Source organism: Synechococcus sp. 60AY4M2, from assembly GCF_002760375.1.
Taxonomy (GTDB): Bacteria; Cyanobacteriota; Cyanobacteriia; order Thermostichales; family Thermostichaceae; genus Thermostichus.
In genome coordinates, this window is record NZ_AUMZ01000001.1 from 1,076,495 (window position 1) to 1,097,398 (window position 20,904).

The window sequence follows — 20,904 nt, forward strand, 5'->3', positions numbered from 1 at the left end:
CGGTAAATACCCCAGACGAAAAATCATCTGGGATCGTGACGCGCCTGGAGAGATTTGAACTCCCGACACCGTGGTCCGTAGCCACGTGCTCTAGTCCACTGAGCTACAGGCGCAAGCTATCTACCTGCAAGAAAAGCGAAACAGCCACGGTTGAAGACCCGTCTCTCCTATCCAGAGATGGAAGCTTATCAATGTGGCTTAGGTATTCTAGCACAAGAGCGTTTTTTGGGAAGTCCAACGGGGGTGTAGATATCCGCCAACGTTCAACAATGCCCTGGCCAGGATCGCGGAACTTCTCCCCCCACCTCGAGGCCGGCTTGGGAGCTGCTGGCCGCAAGCACCTGCGTCCAGACCTGGCCGTTGCGCTGCCACAGCCGCACCTGCAGATGGCCGGCCAGGGTGTCGCGGCAGTTGCGCCGCATCCCTTCCGGGCCAGGGGTGAAGACGGTTTGCCCAGGCCGCTGGGTGTGACCTTCCAGTTGGATGCACCAACGGGCGTCTTCGCCGCGCACCTGCCAGGATCCCCAGGGATCCACCTGCCAGGTTAGCCGAGCTTGGCCGGGCCGCCACTCCAAAAAAGGCTGGGATCCCCCGCCGTGCAGGCTGATCAGGGCGACTTCTTCGGGGCGGGTGAGCACCTGCCGCTCGGCTCCGGCGCAGGTGAGGCTGAGGCCGGAATGGTTGGGAAAGGCGTTGCACTGGATCCAAAACCAGCGGCGAGGGAAGCTTTGTCCCCAGTTTTTTTCGGCGTAGGCGGGGGCCTGCTCGAATTCGAAGCGCCTGCCCCGCCACTCCACCCAGCCGCTGGCCAGGCCGTGGCTCATCAGGATCTGCCAGCCCGGCTCGAAGATGGGCAGATAAGACCAGGCTCCCATGGTGGCCCGCGGCGGGATCCCGTAGGCAGAGCAGAGTTGAATGCGATAGAGCCAGCGGATGGCCTCGCCTCTGACAGGATCTGGCAAAATCCCCTGGTTGAGGTGGGCGGTGTATTGGTAGCCGCTGGCGGTGTGTTGGAAGAAGGTGAGGGGCTCCTGCAGCCCTCGCCAGCTCTCGCCTGGCCCGCCAGCGTGCCCCAAGGCCAGGTGCCGCCAACTGGCCCAGAAGCGCTGTGGATTGGGGAAGGTGCGCCAATGCAGCTCCTCGTCTGGCCCCAACACCTGCGCCATGCCTCCCCGCCTGGGGTCGATGGCGTACATGAAGGCAAAGCTGAGGGGCGGATCCCCAGGTAAAGTGACCCGGCTGTACCAGCCCTCGAAAAACGGCTCGGCACAGCCATCCCAGTGATAGCCGCCATGGGGCAGGGATCCCCAGTCCGTTGAGCCGTTTTGCTTAAAGCACTCTGCCACCGGAGAGCAACTCCCTCGAGAATCGCCAGAAGATAGAAAAAAGTCTATAGCTACCAAAAGAGCAATTGTATTGTTTCTATGTCTGTCTGCTTTTAGGATATCAACCAAGCTGAGATTTTAAGTCCAACTTTTTGGGACTTTTCGGCCTTAAGTTTGTGCCCTATGCGATGCTGAATACGCCCGCAGATGGGGGCACTTCGGCTGAGGGGGTAGGGTACGCCTGCGCTAGGTTAGTCGTCCGACGGTTCTATCTTGGGATCCAAGCTCTTGGCGGTAAGGCGCAAGGCTTCCGCCTGATCCATCACTCGAGGCGCTTGCACTGCCGTCTCAACCCCTTGCCGATAGCTCTCCCACAAGGGCATTTCCGGGTAGGTTTGCTGCAATTTTTTGATCTCATCTAGCAGAGCGCCCAGCCAGCCAGACGTACCCCAGGTGAGCAAAAACTGCAAGGGATTCCAGAGGTTGAGTTGCCGCCCCAATTCGTTGAGGCTTTCGTTGCGAATGGGCGGGTCGAAGATGTCGGCCACCGTCATCAACTGGCGCGCCAAGAGCGGCCTGAGGGTTGTCTCAGCAGCCTCCACAACGGCGGGAAGAGCGGCTTGGATGCGCTCGGGACTGGGAATGTGCCGGGCCTGGGGCAAAGCTTGCAGCAGCAACTCCAGGCGTCGCCCCGCCTCTGCCGACTCCAAAGCCGATTCTAGGGTTGTGCCCACGCTGAGAAACACTTCTCCCGTCAACAGCCGCACGGCGTCGATAACCAAGTGGTACAGGGGCGGGATCGCCAGCTTGATCCACTCGCTCTGGAAAAACTCCCGCAGCCGCCGCGCCAGATAGTCCCCCACTTGGGTGGTTTGGATCCCCACTTGGGTGAGGGAGAGGTACCAGTCGGGGGGGGATCCCTTGGGATCAAGCCACTGGCGCAGAGTTTGCCATTCCTCTTCTGTGAGGGCAGTTCGCCCCTGTTTTAAGACGCTGCGCCGCAGCTTGCCCTCGGCATTCAAGAGCTTGCGCAGCTCCGGTGTGCCCAGCAAAGAGAGGGCGCCTGCGGATCCCACGCTGCCGATCTCGACAGCAATAAGGGCGGCCAAGAGGGCGGCTGAGGCTTCCACTTGGATCTCGCCGCTTTTGTCCATCACCAAAGGTAGGCGGCTGTTGCCATAGGCCCGCAGGCTCATCGCCTCCAAGGTAGAGCGCTGCTCAGAGGTCAAGGCCCCCGCCCAGGCAGGGATGCCGTTGGTGGCTGCTTCGGGGTGTGGTGGCTCCTGCAGGCTGTGATACAGCAGGCTGGCCACCCAGGCTCGGTCGGCGGCCCGTTCCAGAGAGCCGATGACCACCTCCCATTGGCAGGGGTTGAGCAGAGGCAAAAGCGCTTGCAGCTCTCGCCGGAGGGGCTCTGGAGAGGTTGTGGCTCTGGCTTTGTCTAGAGTTGCCTGCAGCCGATCTCGCGCCTCGCGGCACAGGCCGCCCCACTCCAGTTGCCAACGAGCTAGGGTCTGCTGCAGGGTTTCTTCAGAGCGCCGGGGCAGCTCCTGCCAGCCCGCTTCCAGTTGCCGCCACAGCCCCTCCCAGTTCAGGTCCCCCGCCCTACCGGATGAAGGTGGAGAGTTCGCCGGCGCGGCGGGCCTGTTGGGATCAAGATTGGGGGAGAAGAGGTTAGGCATGGGCAAACTGGGCTGCAGGGGAATTACCGGCATTATAGCTAGGGGTAAAAGGCAAGCTGCGGTAAGCCCAAGGTTTCCGGCCACCCCATCATTAGGTTGAGGCATTGCACCGCCTGCCCGGCCTGTCCCTTCATGAGGTTGTCGATTACCGACAGGACAATGACTCGGTTGGTGCGGGTATCCACTTCCACCCCGATCATGCAGGTGTTGGTGCCGGCAACCCACTTGGTTTGCGGGTAAACGCCGCGGGGCAGCACCTTGACCCAGGGGGATTGGCGATAGAAGGCGTTGTAAATGGTGATGAGATCTTCGCCCACAAGGCCGGGATCCCGCAGGTTGGCGTACAAGGTGACGTGGATACCCCGCACCATCGGCACGAGGTGGGGCGTAAATTGTACAGTGATGGGAGTGTGGGTGAGGTCACTGCAGGCCTGCTCGATCTCGGGTGTGTGCCGGTGTTGGGCCACGCCATAGGCCCCCAGAGAGCCATCTACCTCGGCAAATAGGGATCCCAGCTTGGGGGTGCGGCCCGCGCCAGAGACGCCGGACTTGGCATCGAAAATAAGGCTGTCCAGCTCCACCAACCCCTGCCGCAGCAGGGGGGCAACCGCCAACAGGGAGGCGGTGGGGTAGCAGCCGGGGCAGGCTACCAGTTGGGCTTGGGCAATGGCCTCCCGGTAGAGTTCTGGCAGCCCGTAGACCGCTTGCTCGTTGGCCTGGCGATAGGCAGGGCTGGGCCAGTTGGGATCCGTCTGCCCCAGGCGATACCAGGATTGGTAGGTGGCCAGGTTGCGAAAGCGATAGTCTGCCGAGAGATCTAGAACTTTGCACCCTTTGGCTAGCAAAGGCGGCGCCAAGTCTGCTGCCAGGCCATTGGGCAGAGAGAGGAAGACAACGTCGCTGCTGGCGGCAATGGCCTCCACATCTACCGGCTGGATGGTCAAATCCACCGCTTGGGCCAGGTGAGGGTAGAGATCCCCGTAGCGTTTGCCGGCGCTGTCTTGACCGGCCAGGTAGGTGATCTGCGCGCCGGGATGCTCGCTGAGCAGCCGCACCAACTGCACCCCTCCATAGCCGGAGGCCCCGACGATGGCGACGCGGACGGGATCGGTGGGAGGAAGAGAACGAGGCGCCGTAGTGGCCATGGGGGCTGCCTGTGCAGAATTGCAAAACTGACGGTTTGCCTTACTATTTATCGCATTTGCCGCTGCCTTGGTTGAACTCACCTGCTCTGTTGGGCTCAGTGTTGCCTGGGCCGGGAGTTATACTGGGCTCACGCGAGCCGCCCAAGCCTCGGCAGCCGCCTTGGCTGTTGAGGTCTTGCCCAGGGATGTTCCCTACCTCGTCGGGAAGGGTTGTATGTACTACGAACAATTGATCAACATGATCCTGCGAGCCCGCGGCCAAAGCAGCCGCCACGGCCTGGATCAGGAAACTTTAACCCTCTACTCCGAAGGCCCCTACACCCTCTACAAGCTCACCTCCCATTTCGACCGCCGCTCCATTTTTGTTTTGGCCCAAAACCAGCAGGAGGTGTTTGTCTCCGGAGATGCGTTTCACAGCAAGTTGATCCCGGGAGAATGGCAGGAGTGGCTGCACCAGAAGGCTTTGGCTGTTGCCGCCGAGACACCCCAGTCCAGCTAGCCGGCGAGGGCCAAAACGCCGGGCTGAATCTGCCGGGGCACCACTGAGAGCCGATCCAACTCCGCACAATAGGCCAGGTCCCTGTCGCTTTCAGGGCTAATGGCCAGTAGCCGCTGCCCATGGCTGGAGCGCCGCAACAGGCCCAGGAGATTGTCTTGCCAAGTTTGGTAGAGGGCCAGGGCGGCCACTGCCTCGTCGTTGCCCAACTGCTCCTCCGAACAGCCCAGGCGATGCAGAATGGCTCCGGCACAGGCGGTGTCTTCCAAAGCAAAAGCCCCCTCCCAGCCAGCTCCCACCAGCCACACCTCGGCAAAAGCTCCTTGCCTGAGAAACTCCACCACTGCTCCCAAGTTCACCAGGGCTGCTGTGATCAACACTGGGATCCTTTCTAAGCGCTGCAGGGTGCGGGTGCCGTTGGTGGTACTCATGAAGATGCGCTGGTCCCGCACGCGCTCTGGGGTGTACTCGCGGGGGGAGTTGCCTAGGTCAAATCCCGTCACCGTTTTGCCGCCTCGCTCCCCGGCCAAGAGCCGTTTGGAGGCCGGCCAGCTCCGGCTGGCCGCTTGCAAGGACTGCAAGTCGGCAAACACCTCAACGGCCTCTGCCCCTGCCGCCAGAGCTGCGGCGATGGTGGTGGTGGCCCGCAGCACGTCGATGGCCACTGCGCAGGCTGGGATCCCTGCCGGAGGGACTTGCTCAGGGGTGTGGAAGTGGAAAAGTTGCATGAGAGAGGGAGCAAAAAAGGTTCAACTAGAGCCCCACGAGAGCTTATTAGAACTCACGCCGGGCAAACACCAGCACCGTCAAAATGAGCAGCAAAACGGTGTAGATCAGACCGTAAAGCGCGTCGCCAAGGAGCTGGGTGGGCGGAGGAATTTGGCCGTAAACGGCAGCATCTCTTAGATTAAAGCGCTCCAGATCCGGCAAGACCAAGTAAATGACCTCGAACACCTTGCCAAAACCTGCGTCTTCCACCAGCTTGCTTAACTGCAGCAGGGCGCGGCTGGCGTGGCCCATAATGAACAGGGCAATGGTGTAGAGGGTGGCCAAAATTGGAGAGGTAAAAACCCCAAACAGCAGCGCTGCCGCCACAATCAGCACCAGTTCCAAAAAGGTGAAAACTACTGCCCAGAGAATGGCCCAGGGGGAAATGGGGGCCTGCACCAACAGCAGGCTGAGCAAAAAGACGGCCGTCATCATTGCTAGCAGCACCGACAGCAAAGCCGACAGGCCCAGATGCTTGCCGACAATAAACTCCGCCCGGCTCATGGGCTTGGCAATCAGCACATAGACCGTGCGCCTCTCGATCTCTTTATTCACCAGCCCGGTGCCGACGAAAATAGCCACCACCAGCGCCAGGAAGTGGATAGCGGCCAGACCCAGATCGGCAATGATCTTGTTGTGGGCCTGGTTGGCTACCTGGGGGATCAAAACGATGGCTCCCAACATGGCCACCGCAAACACCATCACCAGATAGAGAACGCGATCCCGAATCGTTTCCCGGAAAACATTCTGGGCAATGGCCACGACGCGCGCCGCATCCATAAGCTGACCTCAAGCAAGCGACATCCAGCTATACACTTGTAGAAGTCCAGCTTTATTCTATGCAGTTCCAGGCCCAGATTCAGATCCACCTGCGCCCCTCGGTACTTGATCCTGCTGGGGCTGCTCTCCAGGCTAGCTTGCATCAGTTAGGGCATACCCAGGTGCAGGGAGTGCGCATTGGCAAACACATCCAACTGCGGCTAGAGGCCCCTGACGCCGAAACTGCCCGAGAGCAGGTGAACGAGCTGTGCGAGCAACTGCTGGCCAATCCGGTCATCGAGACCTATCAAATCCAAGTGGATCCTGTAGAGAGTTGATTGCTCACGCCTAGCCCTCACCACCTTTTTGTTTTCACAGCAAGGGATCCCCATGGCCAAGGTAAGGTTTGGCATTGTCGTTTTCCCCGGTTCCAATTGTGACCGCGACGTGGCCTGGGTAACCCGCGGCCTCTTGGGCTGCCCGACGCGACTCATCTGGCACCGGGAAACCGATTTATCGGGGCTGGATGTGGTGGTGCTGCCAGGGGGCTTCAGCTACGGGGATTATCTACGAGCTGGGGCGCTGGCCCGTTTTGCGCCAGTGATGGGATCCCTGGCCGAGCATGGGGCGCGGGGGGGCTATGTCCTGGGCATTTGCAACGGCTTCCAGATCTTGACAGAAGCCGGTCTGCTGCCGGGGGCGCTGGTGCGCAACGCCAACCTGCACTTTATCTGCGACCGGGTAGGGATCCGCGTGGAGCGGCAAGACCTGCCCTGGACCAGCGCTTACCCTTGCGGAGCCACCCTGACCCTGCCCATCGCCCATGGGGAAGGCCGCTACGTCTGCGATGCCGATACCCTCAAGCAGTTGCAGGACAGGGGGCAGATCGTCTTTCGCTATGCTCCGGTCGCGCCCAATGGCTCGGTGGACAACATCGCCGGCATTTGTGACCCTAGCGGTCGCATCCTCGGCCTGATGCCTCACCCGGAGCGGGCGGCGGATCCCGACTTGCCGGGGCAGGATGGGATCCCCTTTTGGCAGTCCATTGTCCAAAGCCTGTCCAGTTAGCCCTGCTGGGCCTGAGCCAACACCCTGCGCACCTGGTTCACCATCTCCTCGTGATCCACCACCGGCTTGGCGATGTAGCCATCGGCCCCACTTTGAGCCAAAAAGGCCTCGCGGTCGCCCCGCATGGCATGGGCCGTCACCAAAATGATGGGAATGGAGCTGCTTTTGGGATCCCCCTTCAGCAGTTGGGCAATGCGGATCCCGTCCACGGCCTCGCCACGAAAGGTGCTTTGAGAAAGGGAGACATCCAGCAAAATCACGTCCACCTCGTGCGCCTGCGCCAGCCGTAGGATCTCCTCCACATCCTGGCTGTGAAAGACCTCAAACCCGCCTCGCCGCCGCAACACTTTGTCGAAAACGCGGGCGTTAATTGGATCGTCTTCCACCAGCAGCACTGTTGCCATCGCTAACCTGAAGTTGACTTGGTTGCGAACTCGAGCCGCAGCAATCCCCGTAGTTCTGGAAACCATCCCGAAGCAATTCTAGCCATCCCATTCGAGCAGTGGGACAAGAGCTCCCCCTCCAAAATACTGATAACAAATCTCAATAAAGTAGCGCCAGTAGCTACCCCCTCTGCCAGCAGGAGAGGACAGCTACCGTTTTGAAAACAGCTTTGCTGGGTTGCCTGGGGGATACTCTACCAGCCTGGAACCGAGCGCCCTCTGAAAACAAAACAAAAACAAGGCCGGGGATTTTTCCGGCCTTGTACGGGGTACAACTGCCGTCTCTTTTGGCCGCCTCAACCCACTCAACACTCTCAGCAAGCCGACAACAGCAGCCCCTGGCGCAGGTTACTTCTTCTGAATCCTAGGAGTTTCGCGAAAGGCGACGGCAAAAAACAGAAGGCCCAGCGTCAAAAACAGAATAAAGGTGTAGGTGATGGCTTCCATACCAACCTCCAAATCAGAATCCTAAGGGGGCTTGATTCCAGATTAGCTCAAAGCCGCCAGCACCCCCTCTCCCCAGAGAAACAGAGTGCCGGCGGTCATCCCGCGAGAAAGCCTTACGCTTCTTGCACCTTGCGCGTGGTGGGATCCCCCACTTTCTGGAAGACGCCGAATTCCACCATTTCCTCGCTCATGTTCGGGTCAATACCGGCGAACACATCCCGGAAGAGAGTACGGGCGCCGTGCCAGATGTGCCCGAAGAAGAACAGCAGCGCAAAGACCGCGTGGGCGAAGGTAAACCAACCGCGGGGGCTGGTGTGGAAAGTGCCGTCGGCCTTAGGCGTTTCGCGGTCGAACTCGAAGAGCTGGCCCAACTGAGCCATACGGGCATACTTTTTAACCGTTGGCGGGTCAGTGAACACCTGACCGTCCAGCTTGCCGCCGTAGAACTCCACCGTCACGCCCACCTGCTCAAAGCTGTAGCGTGACTCGGCGCGCCGGAAGGGAATGTCCGCCCGCACCACGCCATCGGCGTCCCGCAGGATGACGGGGAACGTCTCGAAGAAGTTGGGCATGCGTTGCACCGTCAGCTCCCGACCTTCACGGTCCCGGAAGACGGGGTAGCCCAGCCACTCGATAGCAATACCGTCTCCCTTGTTCATCGGACCAGCCCGGAACAAACCACCCTTGGCCGGGCTGTTACCCACGTAATCGTAGAAGAGCAGCGACTTGGGGAGAGAATTGTAGGCCTCGCTGCGGGTCATCCCGGCCTCCATAGCGGCATTGACGCGCCGGTTAATTTCCTGGTTGAAATAGCCGGAGTCCCATTGGTAGCGGGTGGGGCCAAACAGCTCCACAGGAGTGGTGGCACTGCCGTACCACATCGTCCCGGCCACCACAAAGCCGGCAAAAAACACGGCCGCAATCGAGCTGGAGAGCACGCTCTCAATGTTCCCCATGCGCAGAGCCTTGTAGAGGCGTTGGGGTGGGCGTACTGTAATGTGAAACAGGCCGGCAATGATGCCCACGATGCCCGCGGCAATGTGGTGGGCCACCACCCCGCCAGCGTTGTAGGGGTTAAACCCTGCCGGCCCCCACTCCGGCGCCACCGGCTGCACATGCCCTGTCGTCGCGTAGGGGTCGCTGACCCACATCCCTGGGCCAAACACCCCCGTCAGGTGAAAAGCCCCAAAGCCGAAACAAAGGATCCCGGCCAAGAGCAGGTGGATCCCAAAAATCTTCGGCAAGTCCAAAGCCGGCTCGCCGGTACGGGGATCCCGGAACAGCTCCAGATCCCAGTACACCCAGTGCCAGCAGGCGGCCAAAAAGAGCAAGCCAGACAAAACAATGTGAGCAGTGGCTACCCCTTCAAACGTCCAGAAGCCGGGATTGGCCACGCTCTCGCCGTAGATATTCCAGCCGCCCCAGGAGTTGACCACCCCCAGACGCACCATGAATGGCATGACGAACATGCCCTGACGCCACATCGGATTCAGGACAGGATCCGATGGATCGAAAATAGCCGTTTCATACAGCGCCATCGATCCGGCCCAACCTGCCACCAGCGCAGTGTGCATCAGGTGTACCGCGATCAGGCGACCTGGGTCATTTAATACAACGGTGTGGACCCGGTACCACGGTAGTCCCATAAAGCTCGATCCTCCACGTTCTCCAACACTTGCGCGATATCCAGTCAAAAAACTGAAGCCGACATCTTCACCTGGGATCCTTACCTGAGCAGTCTCTTCAGTGTCGAGGGGTGCCGCACCCACCTAACCCAAGAGCGCACCCAGTGAGGACATCGCTCTCAGAATTTTCATCACAGGCATCAAACAGTATAACGAAACGCAACTGACCTGAGCGGCTTCAGGCGGGATGCCCTCTTATCTGCCATCATCTTCCCAGATCTCTCGCCAAAGATTAAAAATATGATTTAAAGTGTAACAATACTTAGCAAACCCTGGAGCTTTCCTGGCTCAATCTGAAAGGTGTTGTGGTTTCGGGCGAGATTATGGCAACGATTCGCTTTGTCAACGAGAATAGAGAGATCGTCGTCGCGGAAGGCGCTAACCTGCGCTTGAAGGCGCTGGAGAACCAGATCGACCTCTACAAGATGATGGCCAAGCTGCTCAACTGCGGCGGCAACGGCCAGTGTGGCACCTGTGTGGTGGAGATCGTCGAGGGAGCCGAGAACCTCTCTCCCCGCACCGAGGCGGAAAACCGCAAGCTCAAGCGCAAGCCCGATACCTATCGTCTCGCCTGCCAGACGAAGGTATTGGGGGATGTTGCGGTGAAGACGAAACCCTAGAGCCGGCTTGGCCGCTTTTGGGCAAGGCGTACCTGAGAATGGTATGCTAGCTGCCAGTTGGGTTTGCGGCGTGTGCAGCTATGGAGACGAACTACCTGGGCCTTTTGGCCACCATTTTGGTTATTCTGGTACCCTCGATCTTCCTGGTGATCTTGTACGTGCAGACTTCCAGCAAGTCGGAGAGCTGACCTAGGCCCATGAAGGCAAGTCTTACCTCCTGCTGAGGAACCAAGGCTCACAGTCGACGATGACATCCAAAGCTCGACGGGGATCCCCGCTGGAAAAGGGGATCCCTCTACTTTTTGCGCCAAGCTGTCCCTTGGCCGAGGCCCTCTCCACCTGGAGCCCTCCGGCAACGGTTCCTGCCTGTCTGTGTTGCCTGCGAGAAGGTTTCCGCTTCCCTAGCTAGAAATCTATAGCCTTCATCGGAAAACTTGATTTTTGTCTATCCTAGTTTGCCACTAGGATGCCTCTTAAGATTTTTTACAGGATCTCAGTAGGCGATGGGGTCAGGCGGGATTCCTGGCCGTAAGGAGGATTATGAGTTTGGACGGGCTGGTCAGAACCGCGTGGTTAATTCCCCTCTATGCGCTAGTGGCGTGGCTGGGGGCGTTGATTTGGTCCCCTGGGATCACCCGGCGCACCGGCCCCCGACCGGCGGGCTATCTAAATGCGCTGCTGACCTTGGTGGCGTTCTTGCACAGTGTGGGGGCGCTGGTGGCGATTTGGGATCAGCCGGCGCAGGTGATTCGGCTGCCCTGGCTGCAGGTAGGGGATCTGGTGTTGGAGCTGCCGCTGCAGGTTTCATCGCTAACGCTGGGGGCCTGCGCCGTGGTGACGGGGCTAAACCTGGCGGCCCAGATCTACGGCTTTGGCTACATGGAAATGGACTGGGGCTGGGCGCGGTTCTTCTCGCTGCTGGGCCTGTTTGAGGGGGGGATGTGCGCTCTGGCTCTGTGCGACTCTTTGTTTTTCAGCTACGTCATCCTGGAGATTTTGACTCTGGGCACCTACCTGTTGGTGGGCTTTTGGTTTAACCAATCGCTGGTGGTAACTGGGGCCCGGGATGCTTTTCTAACCAAGCGCATCGGCGACCTGTTGCTCTTGATGGGGGTCATCGCCATCTATCCTTTGACGGGATCCTGGGAGTTTGAGGACTTGACGGCTTGGGCAAAGTCGGTGCAGGCAGGAGCTATCTCTGTGGATCCGAACTTGATCGCCTTGGTGGGGCTGGGGTTGCTGGCCGGCCCTGTGGGCAAGTGTGCCCAGTTCCCTCTGCATCTGTGGCTGGATGAGGCGATGGAAGGGCCGATCCCCTCTACGATCTTGCGCAATGCGGTGGTGGTGGGCACAGGAGCTTGGGTGTTGATTCGGCTGCAGCCGCTCTATGAGCTTTCCCCGACGGTGTTGCGGCTGATGCTGGTGATCGGGGGGCTGACGGCAGTGGGGGGATCCCTGGTGGCCCTGGCCCAAATTGATGCCAAGCGGGCCTTGTCCTACCTGGTGAGCGCCTACATGGGCTTGATCTTTGTAGCGGTGGGCACAGGACACACGCAACAGGCCTACCAACTGCTGCTCACCTATGCGCCGGCGATGGCCTTGCTGGTGATGGCGCTGGGCATGGTGATCTGGAACAGCATTACCCAGGATCTGCGCTATCTGGGGGGCTTGTGGTCGCGGCGGCCCATTTCCGGCCTGTGCTTTTTGACGGGGATGGCCGGCATGGTGGCCCTGCCGCCTTTCGGCTCCTTCTGGGTGCTGACGGATCTGTGGCAGCAGTTGGCGCAATCGGGGCAGGGGCTGTGGGCGGCAGTGGTGCTGGTCACCAACGCGGTAACGGCGCTGGGGCTGACGCGGGTATTCGGCCTGGTTTGGGGAGGCAAGCCGCAGCAGATGAGCGAGCGCTCCCCAGAGGTGCACTGGCCGATGATGTTGCCCAGCACGGCCATGATGGGGGTGACGCTGCATGTGCCGATGATTCTGGCGGCCTTGGATCTCTTGCCGGCTCTGCAGGGGATCCCGATTGCGGTGATGGCCGGATCCAGCTTGGCGGGCATCGCGTTGGGAGCCTGGCTGTACCTGCCGCGGGGGCGGCGGCCAGTGGACTGGGCTTTCTTGGCCGACTGGCAGGATCTGCTGGCCAACGACTTCTACACCCCCACGCTCTACCGCGCCAGCGTGGTGTTTGTGGTGCGCATCATTTCTGAGGTTACGGCCCTCTTTGACCGCTACGTGGTGGACGGCGTGGTGAATTTGACCAGCTTAGTTGTGCTGGCAGGAGGTCAGGTTTTGAAATACACCACCTCCGGCCAGTTGCAGGCCTATGTGCTGACGATTGTGGTGGGGGTGGCCCTGCTGGGCTGGCTAATTCTCTAGGCAGAGGGGGACGGAGTCCTTAAGAAAGAGGGAAAAGACCATGCTGAGTGCCTTGATTGTGTTGCCGATTTTGGGATCCCTGCTGCTGTTCCTGGGCTTGGGAGGGCGCAAGCTGGCGGTGGTCTTGGCCGGGATCCCGTTGGCCATCTCGCTATTTCTGTTTACCCGCTTCGACGTGCAGGCGACCGGCTTTCAGTGGGAGCAGCGGTGGGATTGGATCCCGCAAATCGGGCTGAGCTACTCCCTGGGCTTGGACGGGCTGGCTTTGTTGATGGTGGCCCTGAACGGGCTGCTCACTCTCATCGCCATTTTGACGGCTGAGCCGGAGACCAAGCGGCCCAATCTCTTTTACGGCTGCATTCTGCTGATGAGTGGGTCGGTCAACGGGGCTTTTGCCGCCCAGAACCTGCTGTTGTTTTTCCTCTTTTACGAGCTGGTGCTGATCCCGATCTACTTGCTCATTTCCATCTGGGGCAGCCCCAAGCGGGATTATGCCGCCATCAAGTTTTTGATCTACACCGCTGTTTCCGCCGTCTTCCTGTTGGGGGCGTTTCTGGCCGTCTACTGGCTGGGGGATCCCCATACTTTTGAGCTGGCCGAGATTCGCATCAGCTCCCTGGGCCCCGCTGCCCAAACCCTGGCCCTGTTGGCTTTGATTGTGGCCTTTGGCATCAAGATGCCGCTGGTGCCCTTCCACACCTGGCTGCCCGACGCCTACGGCGAGTCTTCCCCGCCGGTGGCGGTGCTGCTGGGAGGGGTGCTCTCCAAGTTGGGCACCTATGGTCTGTTTCGCTTTGGGCTGCAGTTGTTTCCCCAGGCTTGGGCCGATCTGAGTGGGCTGCTGGCCTGGTGGGGGGCTATTGCTGTGCTGTCGGGGGCTTTGGCGGCCATCGCCCAAAAAGACATCAAGCGCATGGTGGCCTACAGCTCCATCGGCCATATGGGCTACATCCTGCTGGGTATGGCGGCGGCCACGCCGATTAGCCTGACGGGGGCGATGGTGCAGATGGTCTCCCACGGCCTGATTCTGGCGCTGCTGTTTGATCTGGTGGGCCTGGTGGAGCGCAAGGTGGGAACGCGGGATCTGAACGTGCTCAACGGCCTGCTCAATCCTCTGCGCGGCCTGCCCACCGTGAGCGCCCTGTTGATCTTGGGCGGCATGGCCAGCGCCGGGATCCCGGGCTTGGTGGGCTTTGTGGCCGAGTTTTTGATCTTCCAGGGCAGCTACCAAGATTTTCCGTTGCCCACGTTGCTCAGCATCTGCGGCACCGGCTTGACGGCGGTGTATTTTGTGATTTTGCTCAACCGCACCTGCTTCGGCAAATTGGACAACCGCACCGCCTACTACCCCCGGGTGCAAGGTTGGGAGCGGATCCCGGGCTTTCTTTTAACTGCCTTGATCGTCTGGTTTGGGATCCAGCCCATGAACCTGGTGAAATGGCCCCAAACCTTGGCCTTTACTCTATCCACCCAGGTGGCTCAAGCCCAGACGCTTGTCATCGCGGAAGCCGAACATTCTTCTCCCTCCAGTTTGCTGCAGGGATCCCTGATGGACAACGCAAGCTCATGACTTTCTCCCCTAGCCGAAGGCAGTGAAGAGTTGGAGACTTTTTCCATGACGACGACCCTGGTTACGCCCAAGCTCCCCCCTTCCACCCATCCCTTTGCCGAGGTGGTGCATCGCCTCGAGGCAGGGGGATCGATGCTGCCGGATACGCCGGAAAACCTGATGCAAATTATCGGCCTCTACAAAGCCTATGCGGTGCCGATGGACTTTTACTGGCGCGATCTGCTCTACATTGCCGAGCAGGTGTTTGTGGATCCCTTGCCCTTTTTTAAGTTCATCATTCCCGAAGAATATTTGAAGCTGGCCAACCACTACGCGGGGGATAATGCCGATTTGCGCATTTGGCGCGGCCCCGCTACGGCCCACCCGGAACTGCTGGAGTTCATGGAAAAAGGGGAGCTCAAGCGCAAGCTGCCGCGGATTTTGCATCACCTTTGGCATGACCGCATCAACATGGAATTTGCCGAAGAATGTATGCGGGCCATGCTCTGGCACCGGGATATGGGAGGCCTGCTGGATCCCTATATGGATTCGGAAGAATACAAGCAAAATGCCGACCGCGCCATCCGCGCCTACTGCCAGGGCAACCCCCTTTTGACCGGCCTGTACAAGCTCTTTCCAGACATGTTTCTGGAACTCTGCCGCCAGGCCACCATGTATTCGGTGCTGGGCCTGTTTTGGGAGGTGATGGCCCCCGTCTTTTTTGAGATGAGCGATCTCTACGACGAGGGCAAAATCACCAGCGTGCCGGAGGCGATGAACTTTTTGGTTAACGGGATCTTCGCCGTTGCCGGGCGGCCCATTTATCACCGGGTGCGCATTCGAGGAGAGTGGTACGACATTGTGCCCAAATCCAAAGGATTCACTTGGCTATACGAGGCGGCTTTCCCCTATGTGGAAGCGGTGTTTTATCGCACCTCTCCCTTCCGCGGCACCAAGTCCTACAACGCCCAAGCCAACGAAGTTCCCACCAACCAATTGGATTTCCACTACGGGGTTCTCTACGCCGATAAGTTTCCGGTGGGCAGTGCCGGGATCCCGCCGACCCTTTTGCACCAGGATATGTACCACTTTTTGCCCCAGTATTTGGTGGAGTATTACCGCAAGCATTGCCGTGGTGAAGACGACATGCTGATCCAGCTTGGGATCAGCTTCCAGCGCTCCATGTACAACGTTACTTCAGCCGTGATCCAGGCGGGGAGAGCCGCTTTCTTGTATCCTCTGGACGATCCCAACCCGCGGCATTTGATGATGAACCGCCGTTATTTTGAGGGACAGCTCAATCGCTTCACCCGACCGGAATACGGCATCCGCGAGGCAGCCCGCCTCTCCTATATTCAGGATCAAAACTACCGCTAGTTGAGGACAATTACGCCGATTTCAGGTGGTCGGTTTTGGCTTTCCCTTTTCCCGATCCTGCTTGGACCCAACTGCTCTTCTGAACCTGCCGTCCAGACCTTTATTCCCACTTCAGCAAAACAAGGATCTTGGCCATGCCTGATATTGTCGATATTGCAGTTTCTGCTGAGGGTTTTTCCACCTTGGTTACAGCCGTGAAGGCGGCAAACTTGGTGGATACTTTGAAAGGCCCTGGCCCTTTCACTGTTTTTGCGCCCACCGATGCGGCTTTTGCCAAGTTGCCCCCCGGCACCATCACCACCCTAGTGCAAAACATCCCCCAATTGACTCGCATTTTGTGTTACCACGTGGTGCCCGGTCGCCTGAAAAAGGCGGATTTGGCCAAGTACCAACGTGTAGGCTCGGTAGAGGGATCCCCCATCGATTTGTTTATCGAGGGGGACGTGTTTGAGGTGAACAATGCCACCGTTATCCAGGCGGATATCGAGGCGGACAACGGCATCATTCACGTCATCGACACCGTGATCCTGATGCGCCCCCACTGGTTCTGGCCGATCATGCTCTCGGGAGAAACAGGGAAAAGCGAGGGCCAAAGCTTGGCTAGCGACCGCAGAGTCGATACACCGGCAAGGTGAAATGAAAACTGCTGCCCTTGCCCAGGATCGATTCCACCCAAATCTGGCCATAGTGGGCGCGCACGATGCGACGGCAAAGGGAAAGGCCAATGCCATAGCCTTCCTGCTGTTGGTCGCGGGATAGGCGCACCGCATCGGAGAAGATGTTCTCTTGCTCGGCTTCCGGGATCCCAGGGCCGGTGTCGCTGACGGTCACCTGTACCTTTTGGCTGGTGCGGTGGAGGATGTTGAGGCGGATGGATCCCCCGGCGGGAGTGTACTTGATGGCATTGTCCAACAGGTTGAAAATAACCTGGCGGATCTTGTCGGGATCCACGTGAACTGTGGGCAGATCCACCGGAATATCGGCTTGAAACTGCAATTGCTTGGCTTGGATGCGAGGCAGTAGCTCCTCGATCACTGGCTGGCATAGGCTGGCCAACTGAGTTTCCACGGCTCGAATCCGCAGCTCCGAGGCACTGCCACGGGCCGACTCGAGAATATCGGTGATCATGCTGTCCATCTTGCGCAATTGCTGGCGGGCATGCTCGAACAACTGCCGCTCCACCGCCTTGTCCAGGGATCCTTCTCGCCCTTGCTGTAGGGTTTCGACCGCCAGGGCTGTAGCCGTCAGGGGGCTGCGCAAATCGTGCACCAGCATGGCCAGAACGCGGTCTTTGAAGTCCAACTGCTCCCGCAGTTGGGCGCGCTCCTGGCGCAGCGAAAACACCTCTTCCGACATTTGCAACAACGCCTCGGTGGTCGGGGGAGGAGCAGGATCTTGACCCGCCTCTTCCTGGTAGGAAACCAAAGCCGCCTGACCCTGCCAGCGGGGCCACCACACTTCCAACTGCGTCGCCAGATCTTCGCCCGCCAAGACCTGAGCCGGCAGGGGTTCTGCTTTCACCAAGGCTGGCGTCACCACCAACTTGTAGTGCTCTGCTAGGTAGGGGTGCTCCTCCAGCGGTACCACCTTCAGATGGGCAGGATGCTGGCCCGGCAGCCCCTGGATGTGCCGACGCAATTGCTCCGCCAGTTCCTCGATATTGGCTCGACCCTGAGCAAACAACAGCAGGCGAATGCCAGAACGGGTGGAGGTGCGATCTAGCGAAGTTTGCATAGGCAAAAGTCCCAAGGGCCAAAGATGAGGTCTGCAGCAGCAGAGGTTGCCGCCAACGAAACCCGGCTCCCTCGCTGCCCGTCCTTTACCTTCCTAACACTTAACTTTGGGAAAAGTTTAGGAGGGAACATCAAAGGCAGTGAAACTCAGTGAAACAGATACGCCAGCCCTACCAACACTGCCAGCAACCCCGCTGTTGTCAGAGTGAAGTGCAGGAGGGAGGTTTTGCCTTTACGCACCATGTTGCGCATGGCCAGGCGGGTATAGCTCACCTGAGGCGAGGATCCCTTCTCAACAGGGGTGGAGCTGACAGGAGAGGGCTGCGACATCGGGATGGCCGGAACAAAAGCTGAACACTACCTTTAACCTAGCCCAATCCACCCCTCTTGATAAATACCCCCTGCCCCCCAGGGCGCTGGCTCAGTCAAACCGGCAAGGGATCCGCAGGCACTGCTGCAACAGCTCCTGGTAATCCCGTCCGTCCATGAGAAAAGCCCCAAAGCGAGCCAGGTGCGGGTTCATCAACTGGGCGTCAAAAAGGCGAAAGCCCCGCTCCCGCAGGTGTTCCACCAGCTTGACCAGCGCCACCTTCGAAGCGTTGGGAATGCGGTAAAACATCGATTCGCCGATAAAGGCCGCCCCCAAAGCAATGCCCAGGATCCCGCCTGCTAGGGTGTCTCCCTGCCAGGTTTCAAAGCTGTGGGCAAACCCCGCTTGGTGCAGGGCAAGGTAGATCTGCTTTAATTCCGAGCTAATCCAAGTTTGGGGGCGAGCGGCACAGCCCTCCACCACTTGCTCAAAAGCGCCGTTGATCCGCACCTGAAAGCAACTGCCGCGCACCAAAGGCCGCAGCGAACGGGGACAGTGAAACCGCTCGTCCAAAGGGATCAGCGCGTGCTGCTCGGTGCCATACCAGGCCAGGGATCCGGTTTCTTCGTCCGCCATGAGGAAGTAGCCCTGGGCATATCCGGTCAGAATAGCGCCTATATCTACCTGCATGCTGTCTCTGCGCCTCTCAAGATTGCCATTCCGGCGAGAGGCTGGCAAAGTCTCCCGCATCGACCTTGGGGTGACAATCCACACAGCCGCTCACCCGCACTGGGTTGGGAAAGTCTACTTGCGGGTGCAAAGCGCGGAAGTAGCGAGACTCGGCCAGGCGATAGGGCACCGGTTCCCCTTGGCGCAGGGGACGGGAATTAGGCCGCAAATAGCCCCAAGCCAGTTGTAAAGCCACGCCGGTCAGGGGCTGGATCTGCTGGCCGTAGTGGTTGGGATCCTGTAGCAGCCGTCGCCAGGTTTCGGTGGGCAACACCTGAGCGGGCAGCGCCACATGGCAAGTGCCGCAACTGCGCACGTATTGGGCCTGCTCCAACTGGGCCTGGGTGAGGCTTTGCTGCGCTTGCGTCAGGGATCCCATCAATCCGACCAGAAGGACGATCAGGCCAAAAAGCCAAAATCGCCGCTGTCGCTTTCTCAAGGGAGCCATGCTCTCACACCAAGGTCAATGCTTTCCCAATTTAGACCAGCCCGCGAAAGATCCAGGCCCAGTTCCTGGAATTGGCTTGGCCTATCTTTGCAGAAACTCCAGAAAATCCCGCCACCAATTGCAGATCCCTTGCCACATCCGCAGCATTTCTTGGCGTATCTCTCCCGTTTCCTCCTGCAGCTAAGCCGGGCGGAGCTCGATAGCACCGCTGCGCCTGTCAAAGCGAGCCAGAGCTCCTCGGGGAGCCAGCATCAGTTTCTGCGATCAGCACCTCGTGCTTTTGCACAATTCAGTTCAGCGCTTTCAGCTCCTTGCCCAGGGTTTGAGCGGTGCTGGACAGGCTGGATAGCATCAGTGGCAGCCTAGTTTTTGGACTCTCTCTCCGACAAGAGCAGGTCGCAGCCAAATCCGGCTGGGTCTAAAATAGCGGGGCTGCGGACTCTCCCTCGAGTTTTTCGTATGGACTTGCCTAACCTCCTCTGGCCAGACCCCGGCGAGATCCCGGCTCCTCCCCAGCCGGGGATCCTGGGCATCTTGGCTTCCGGCAACGGCAGCAACTTCGAGGCCATCGCCCAAGCCATCGATGCTGGCGAGCTACGGGCGCAAATTGCCGTCGTGATCACCAACAATCCAGACGCCTACGTGCGGCAGCGGGCGCGGCGAAGAGGGATCCCTTGTATTCTGCTCAACCATCGGCACTATGCCAGCCGGGAGGCGCTGGACGCGGCCATCTTGCAAGTGCTCCAGGAGTATCAGGTGGAGTGGGTGATCATGGCCGGCTGGATGCGTTTGGTGACCCAAGTGTTGCTGTCTGCCTATCCGGAGCGGGTTTTAAACCTCCACCCCAGCCTCTTGCCCAGCTTCAAGGGCCTGCGGGCGGTGGAGCAGGCGCTGGAGTACGGCGTGAAAATCACCGGCTGCACCGTCCACCGGGTCACGTTGGAAATGGATAGCGGCCCCATTGTGGCGCAAGCAGCCGTACCGGTTTTGCCGGAAGATACGGTGGAATCCCTTTACCGGCGCATCCAGGCCCAGGAACACCGCCTCTACCCGCTGGCCATCCGCCTCTGTTTGGCCGAGGGATCCCGCCTCCCCAAGTTCTCGGAGAAGCTGCACAATTGAGGGTGAGCCCGCCGCTGGCGCCCCCTATGGCCGAAATCTCGCCGTTGCTCGTTTTCGACAGCTCTGCGATCCTGGCCGGTCGCCCGGCTCTGTGGCAGGAATGGGCCCGTTTTGGGGTGTGTGTGCTGCCCCAGGCGGTGATGGCGGAGCTAGAACGCCTAACCCGACAGGCCATCGACCCCCAAGAAGAATCGACAGCGCGCGCCTTCTTGCGCCACTGGCCCCGTTTGGGATTTGCCGTCTCAGAAGCCCGCGCCCTGGTGGGTGAAGTCAACGCCGGCGAGCAGTCGCTGCGAGTCCGCCTAGAGCAGGCCATTGCCGAGTGTGCCTATGCCCTGGCCCAACAGCAGCCGGGATCCCTGGTGGTGGTGGTGAGCAACGACCGACCCTTGGTCGAGCGAGTGCAGGGGCTGGGCCTTGCCAACCTCTGTGCCATCTCTCTGGCCGAGCTCAACCGGTGGATGCGCCAGCGCCCCCAGGCTGTGGCTATGGCTTGGAAGCGGCTGCCAGGGCCTCCCATTCCCGCTGCTCCGTTGCCCCCCTCCCCAACTTCTGCAAAACCACCCTCCCCCGCTCAAAAGGGCTCCCGACCTGTTCAACGGAGATCTCAGGTTGGATTCGCCTGGAAAAGCGTGCAAAACTCCCTGGCGCTGCTGCTGGCTTTGGCTTTCTTCTCGGCAGCAGGGTTGCTGGCCTGGCGTTTGTTGGATCCCACGGGGAGCGAAGGGATCTGGCGGCGGCTGCCCCTGTCTCGGACCCTTGGCTGCGCGATCTCTAGCCGCTTTGGCCGAAAGAGCCCCCGCAGACCTATGCTAGGATGAG

The 20,904-nt window shown here is 59.7% G+C and carries 23 protein-coding genes and 1 tRNA gene; 11 read left to right on the forward strand and 13 right to left on the reverse strand.

Translation table 11 applies throughout. The features are described 5' to 3' along the window. Positions 1-39: 39 nt before the first annotated feature. From SYN60AY4M2_RS04675 to argC, 4 genes are all read right to left on the reverse strand, one after another. Positions 40-113, reverse strand: a tRNA-Arg gene (locus SYN60AY4M2_RS04675). A 150-nt stretch (positions 114-263) separates the two neighbouring features. Next, complete coding sequence (locus tag SYN60AY4M2_RS04680) at positions 264-1,346, reverse strand: tocopherol cyclase family protein (RefSeq protein WP_099812385.1); 1,083 nt, start codon at positions 1,344-1,346, stop codon at positions 264-266. Positions 1,347-1,576: 230 nt separating this feature from the next. After that, positions 1,577-3,007 carry a hypothetical protein gene (locus tag SYN60AY4M2_RS04685; protein ID WP_240527725.1) on the reverse strand — a complete coding sequence of 477 codons (1,431 nt, stop codon included), beginning with the start codon at positions 3,005-3,007 and terminating at the stop codon, positions 1,577-1,579. Between the two features lie 38 nt (positions 3,008-3,045). Then, a complete protein-coding gene (gene argC / locus SYN60AY4M2_RS04690; RefSeq protein WP_099812387.1) occupies positions 3,046-4,152 on the reverse strand; it encodes an N-acetyl-gamma-glutamyl-phosphate reductase in 1,107 nt (368 codons plus the stop codon). 214 nt (positions 4,153-4,366) lie between these two features. Here argC and SYN60AY4M2_RS04695 point away from each other — a divergent pair, with 214 nt between their 5' ends. After that, complete coding sequence (locus SYN60AY4M2_RS04695; protein WP_099812388.1) at positions 4,367-4,651, forward strand: hypothetical protein; 285 nt, start codon at positions 4,367-4,369, stop codon at positions 4,649-4,651. Here SYN60AY4M2_RS04695 and SYN60AY4M2_RS04700 read toward each other — a convergent pair. After that, positions 4,648-5,376 carry a 2-phosphosulfolactate phosphatase family protein gene (locus tag SYN60AY4M2_RS04700; protein WP_099812389.1) on the reverse strand — a complete coding sequence of 243 codons (729 nt, stop codon included), beginning with the start codon at positions 5,374-5,376 and terminating at the stop codon, positions 4,648-4,650. The genes SYN60AY4M2_RS04695 and SYN60AY4M2_RS04700 overlap by 4 nt on opposite strands. Before the next feature lie 46 nt (positions 5,377-5,422). After that, positions 5,423-6,196, reverse strand: a complete 774-nt coding sequence (locus SYN60AY4M2_RS04705) for an ABC transporter permease (RefSeq protein WP_099812390.1) — start codon at positions 6,194-6,196, stop codon at positions 5,423-5,425. A 59-nt stretch (positions 6,197-6,255) separates the two neighbouring features. Between SYN60AY4M2_RS04705 and purS the strand changes: the two genes are divergently transcribed. Next, complete coding sequence (gene purS / locus SYN60AY4M2_RS04710; protein WP_099812391.1) at positions 6,256-6,513, forward strand: phosphoribosylformylglycinamidine synthase subunit PurS; 258 nt, start codon at positions 6,256-6,258, stop codon at positions 6,511-6,513. Positions 6,514-6,565: 52 nt separating this feature from the next. After that, the gene (purQ, locus tag SYN60AY4M2_RS04715) at positions 6,566-7,243 is read left to right on the forward strand and encodes a phosphoribosylformylglycinamidine synthase subunit PurQ (RefSeq protein WP_099812392.1); all 678 of its coding nucleotides are present in this window, start codon (positions 6,566-6,568) and stop codon (positions 7,241-7,243) included. Here purQ and SYN60AY4M2_RS04720 read toward each other — a convergent pair. The 3 genes from SYN60AY4M2_RS04720 to psbB all read right to left on the reverse strand — a co-directional run bounded on the left by SYN60AY4M2_RS04720 (position 7,240) and on the right by psbB (position 9,779). Continuing rightward, positions 7,240-7,647: a response regulator gene (locus SYN60AY4M2_RS04720; protein WP_099812393.1), complete on the reverse strand. Its 408-nt coding sequence runs from the start codon at positions 7,645-7,647 to the stop codon at positions 7,240-7,242. The genes purQ and SYN60AY4M2_RS04720 overlap by 4 nt on opposite strands. 387 nt (positions 7,648-8,034) lie before the next feature. Next, positions 8,035-8,133 (reverse strand): photosystem II reaction center protein T, encoded by a 99-nt coding sequence (locus tag SYN60AY4M2_RS04725; RefSeq protein WP_011429542.1) that lies wholly within the window; start codon positions 8,131-8,133, stop codon positions 8,035-8,037. Between the two features lie 113 nt (positions 8,134-8,246). Next, the gene (gene psbB / locus SYN60AY4M2_RS04730; protein WP_099812394.1) at positions 8,247-9,779 is read right to left on the reverse strand and encodes a photosystem II chlorophyll-binding protein CP47; all 1,533 of its coding nucleotides are present in this window, start codon (positions 9,777-9,779) and stop codon (positions 8,247-8,249) included. Positions 9,780-10,141: 362 nt separating this feature from the next. On the opposite strand from psbB, the gene SYN60AY4M2_RS04735 reads away from it, so the two are divergent. The 6 genes from SYN60AY4M2_RS04735 to SYN60AY4M2_RS04760 all read left to right on the forward strand — a co-directional run bounded on the left by SYN60AY4M2_RS04735 (position 10,142) and on the right by SYN60AY4M2_RS04760 (position 16,375). Further along, positions 10,142-10,438 carry a 2Fe-2S iron-sulfur cluster-binding protein gene (locus tag SYN60AY4M2_RS04735; RefSeq protein WP_011429540.1) on the forward strand — a complete coding sequence of 99 codons (297 nt, stop codon included), beginning with the start codon at positions 10,142-10,144 and terminating at the stop codon, positions 10,436-10,438. An 80-nt stretch (positions 10,439-10,518) separates the two neighbouring features. Continuing rightward, on the forward strand, positions 10,519-10,626 hold the full coding sequence (gene psbM / locus SYN60AY4M2_RS04740; RefSeq protein ID WP_011429539.1) for a photosystem II reaction center protein PsbM: 108 nt from the start codon (positions 10,519-10,521) through the stop codon (positions 10,624-10,626). Positions 10,627-10,978: 352 nt separating this feature from the next. Beyond that, entirely contained in the window at positions 10,979-12,814 is a 1,836-nt protein-coding gene (locus tag SYN60AY4M2_RS04745; RefSeq protein ID WP_099812395.1) for an NAD(P)H-quinone oxidoreductase subunit F, read from the forward strand. Positions 12,815-12,854: 40 nt separating this feature from the next. Next, positions 12,855-14,384, forward strand: a complete 1,530-nt coding sequence (locus SYN60AY4M2_RS04750; protein WP_099812396.1) for an NADH-quinone oxidoreductase subunit M — start codon at positions 12,855-12,857, stop codon at positions 14,382-14,384. A 45-nt stretch (positions 14,385-14,429) separates the two neighbouring features. Then, positions 14,430-15,740 (forward strand): CO2 hydration protein, encoded by a 1,311-nt coding sequence (locus SYN60AY4M2_RS04755; protein ID WP_099812397.1) that lies wholly within the window; start codon positions 14,430-14,432, stop codon positions 15,738-15,740. A 134-nt stretch (positions 15,741-15,874) separates the two neighbouring features. Continuing rightward, complete coding sequence (locus SYN60AY4M2_RS04760; protein ID WP_099812398.1) at positions 15,875-16,375, forward strand: fasciclin domain-containing protein; 501 nt, start codon at positions 15,875-15,877, stop codon at positions 16,373-16,375. Here the strand turns inward: SYN60AY4M2_RS04760 and SYN60AY4M2_RS04765 are convergent. The 4 genes from SYN60AY4M2_RS04765 to SYN60AY4M2_RS04780 form a co-directional block, all read right to left on the reverse strand. Further along, positions 16,341-17,474, reverse strand: a complete 1,134-nt coding sequence (locus tag SYN60AY4M2_RS04765; protein ID WP_011429533.1) for a histidine kinase — start codon at positions 17,472-17,474, stop codon at positions 16,341-16,343. The genes SYN60AY4M2_RS04760 and SYN60AY4M2_RS04765 overlap by 35 nt on opposite strands. 146 nt (positions 17,475-17,620) lie before the next feature. After that, positions 17,621-17,803: a DUF3285 domain-containing protein gene (locus SYN60AY4M2_RS04770; RefSeq protein ID WP_011429532.1), complete on the reverse strand. Its 183-nt coding sequence runs from the start codon at positions 17,801-17,803 to the stop codon at positions 17,621-17,623. Between the two features lie 91 nt (positions 17,804-17,894). After that, entirely contained in the window at positions 17,895-18,473 is a 579-nt protein-coding gene (gene aat, locus SYN60AY4M2_RS04775; RefSeq protein WP_011429531.1) for a leucyl/phenylalanyl-tRNA--protein transferase, read from the reverse strand. Between the two features lie 16 nt (positions 18,474-18,489). Then, positions 18,490-18,960 (reverse strand): hypothetical protein, encoded by a 471-nt coding sequence (locus SYN60AY4M2_RS04780; protein WP_011429530.1) that lies wholly within the window; start codon positions 18,958-18,960, stop codon positions 18,490-18,492. Positions 18,961-19,419: 459 nt separating this feature from the next. Here SYN60AY4M2_RS04780 and purN point away from each other — a divergent pair, with 459 nt between their 5' ends. Together purN and SYN60AY4M2_RS04790 are read left to right on the forward strand one after the other, a co-directional pair. Then, entirely contained in the window at positions 19,420-20,082 is a 663-nt protein-coding gene (purN, locus tag SYN60AY4M2_RS04785) for a phosphoribosylglycinamide formyltransferase (protein WP_011429529.1), read from the forward strand. Between the two features lie 26 nt (positions 20,083-20,108). Beyond that, a complete protein-coding gene (locus tag SYN60AY4M2_RS04790; RefSeq protein WP_099812399.1) occupies positions 20,109-20,903 on the forward strand; it encodes a PIN domain-containing protein in 795 nt (264 codons plus the stop codon). Position 20,904: the final 1 nt, after the last annotated feature.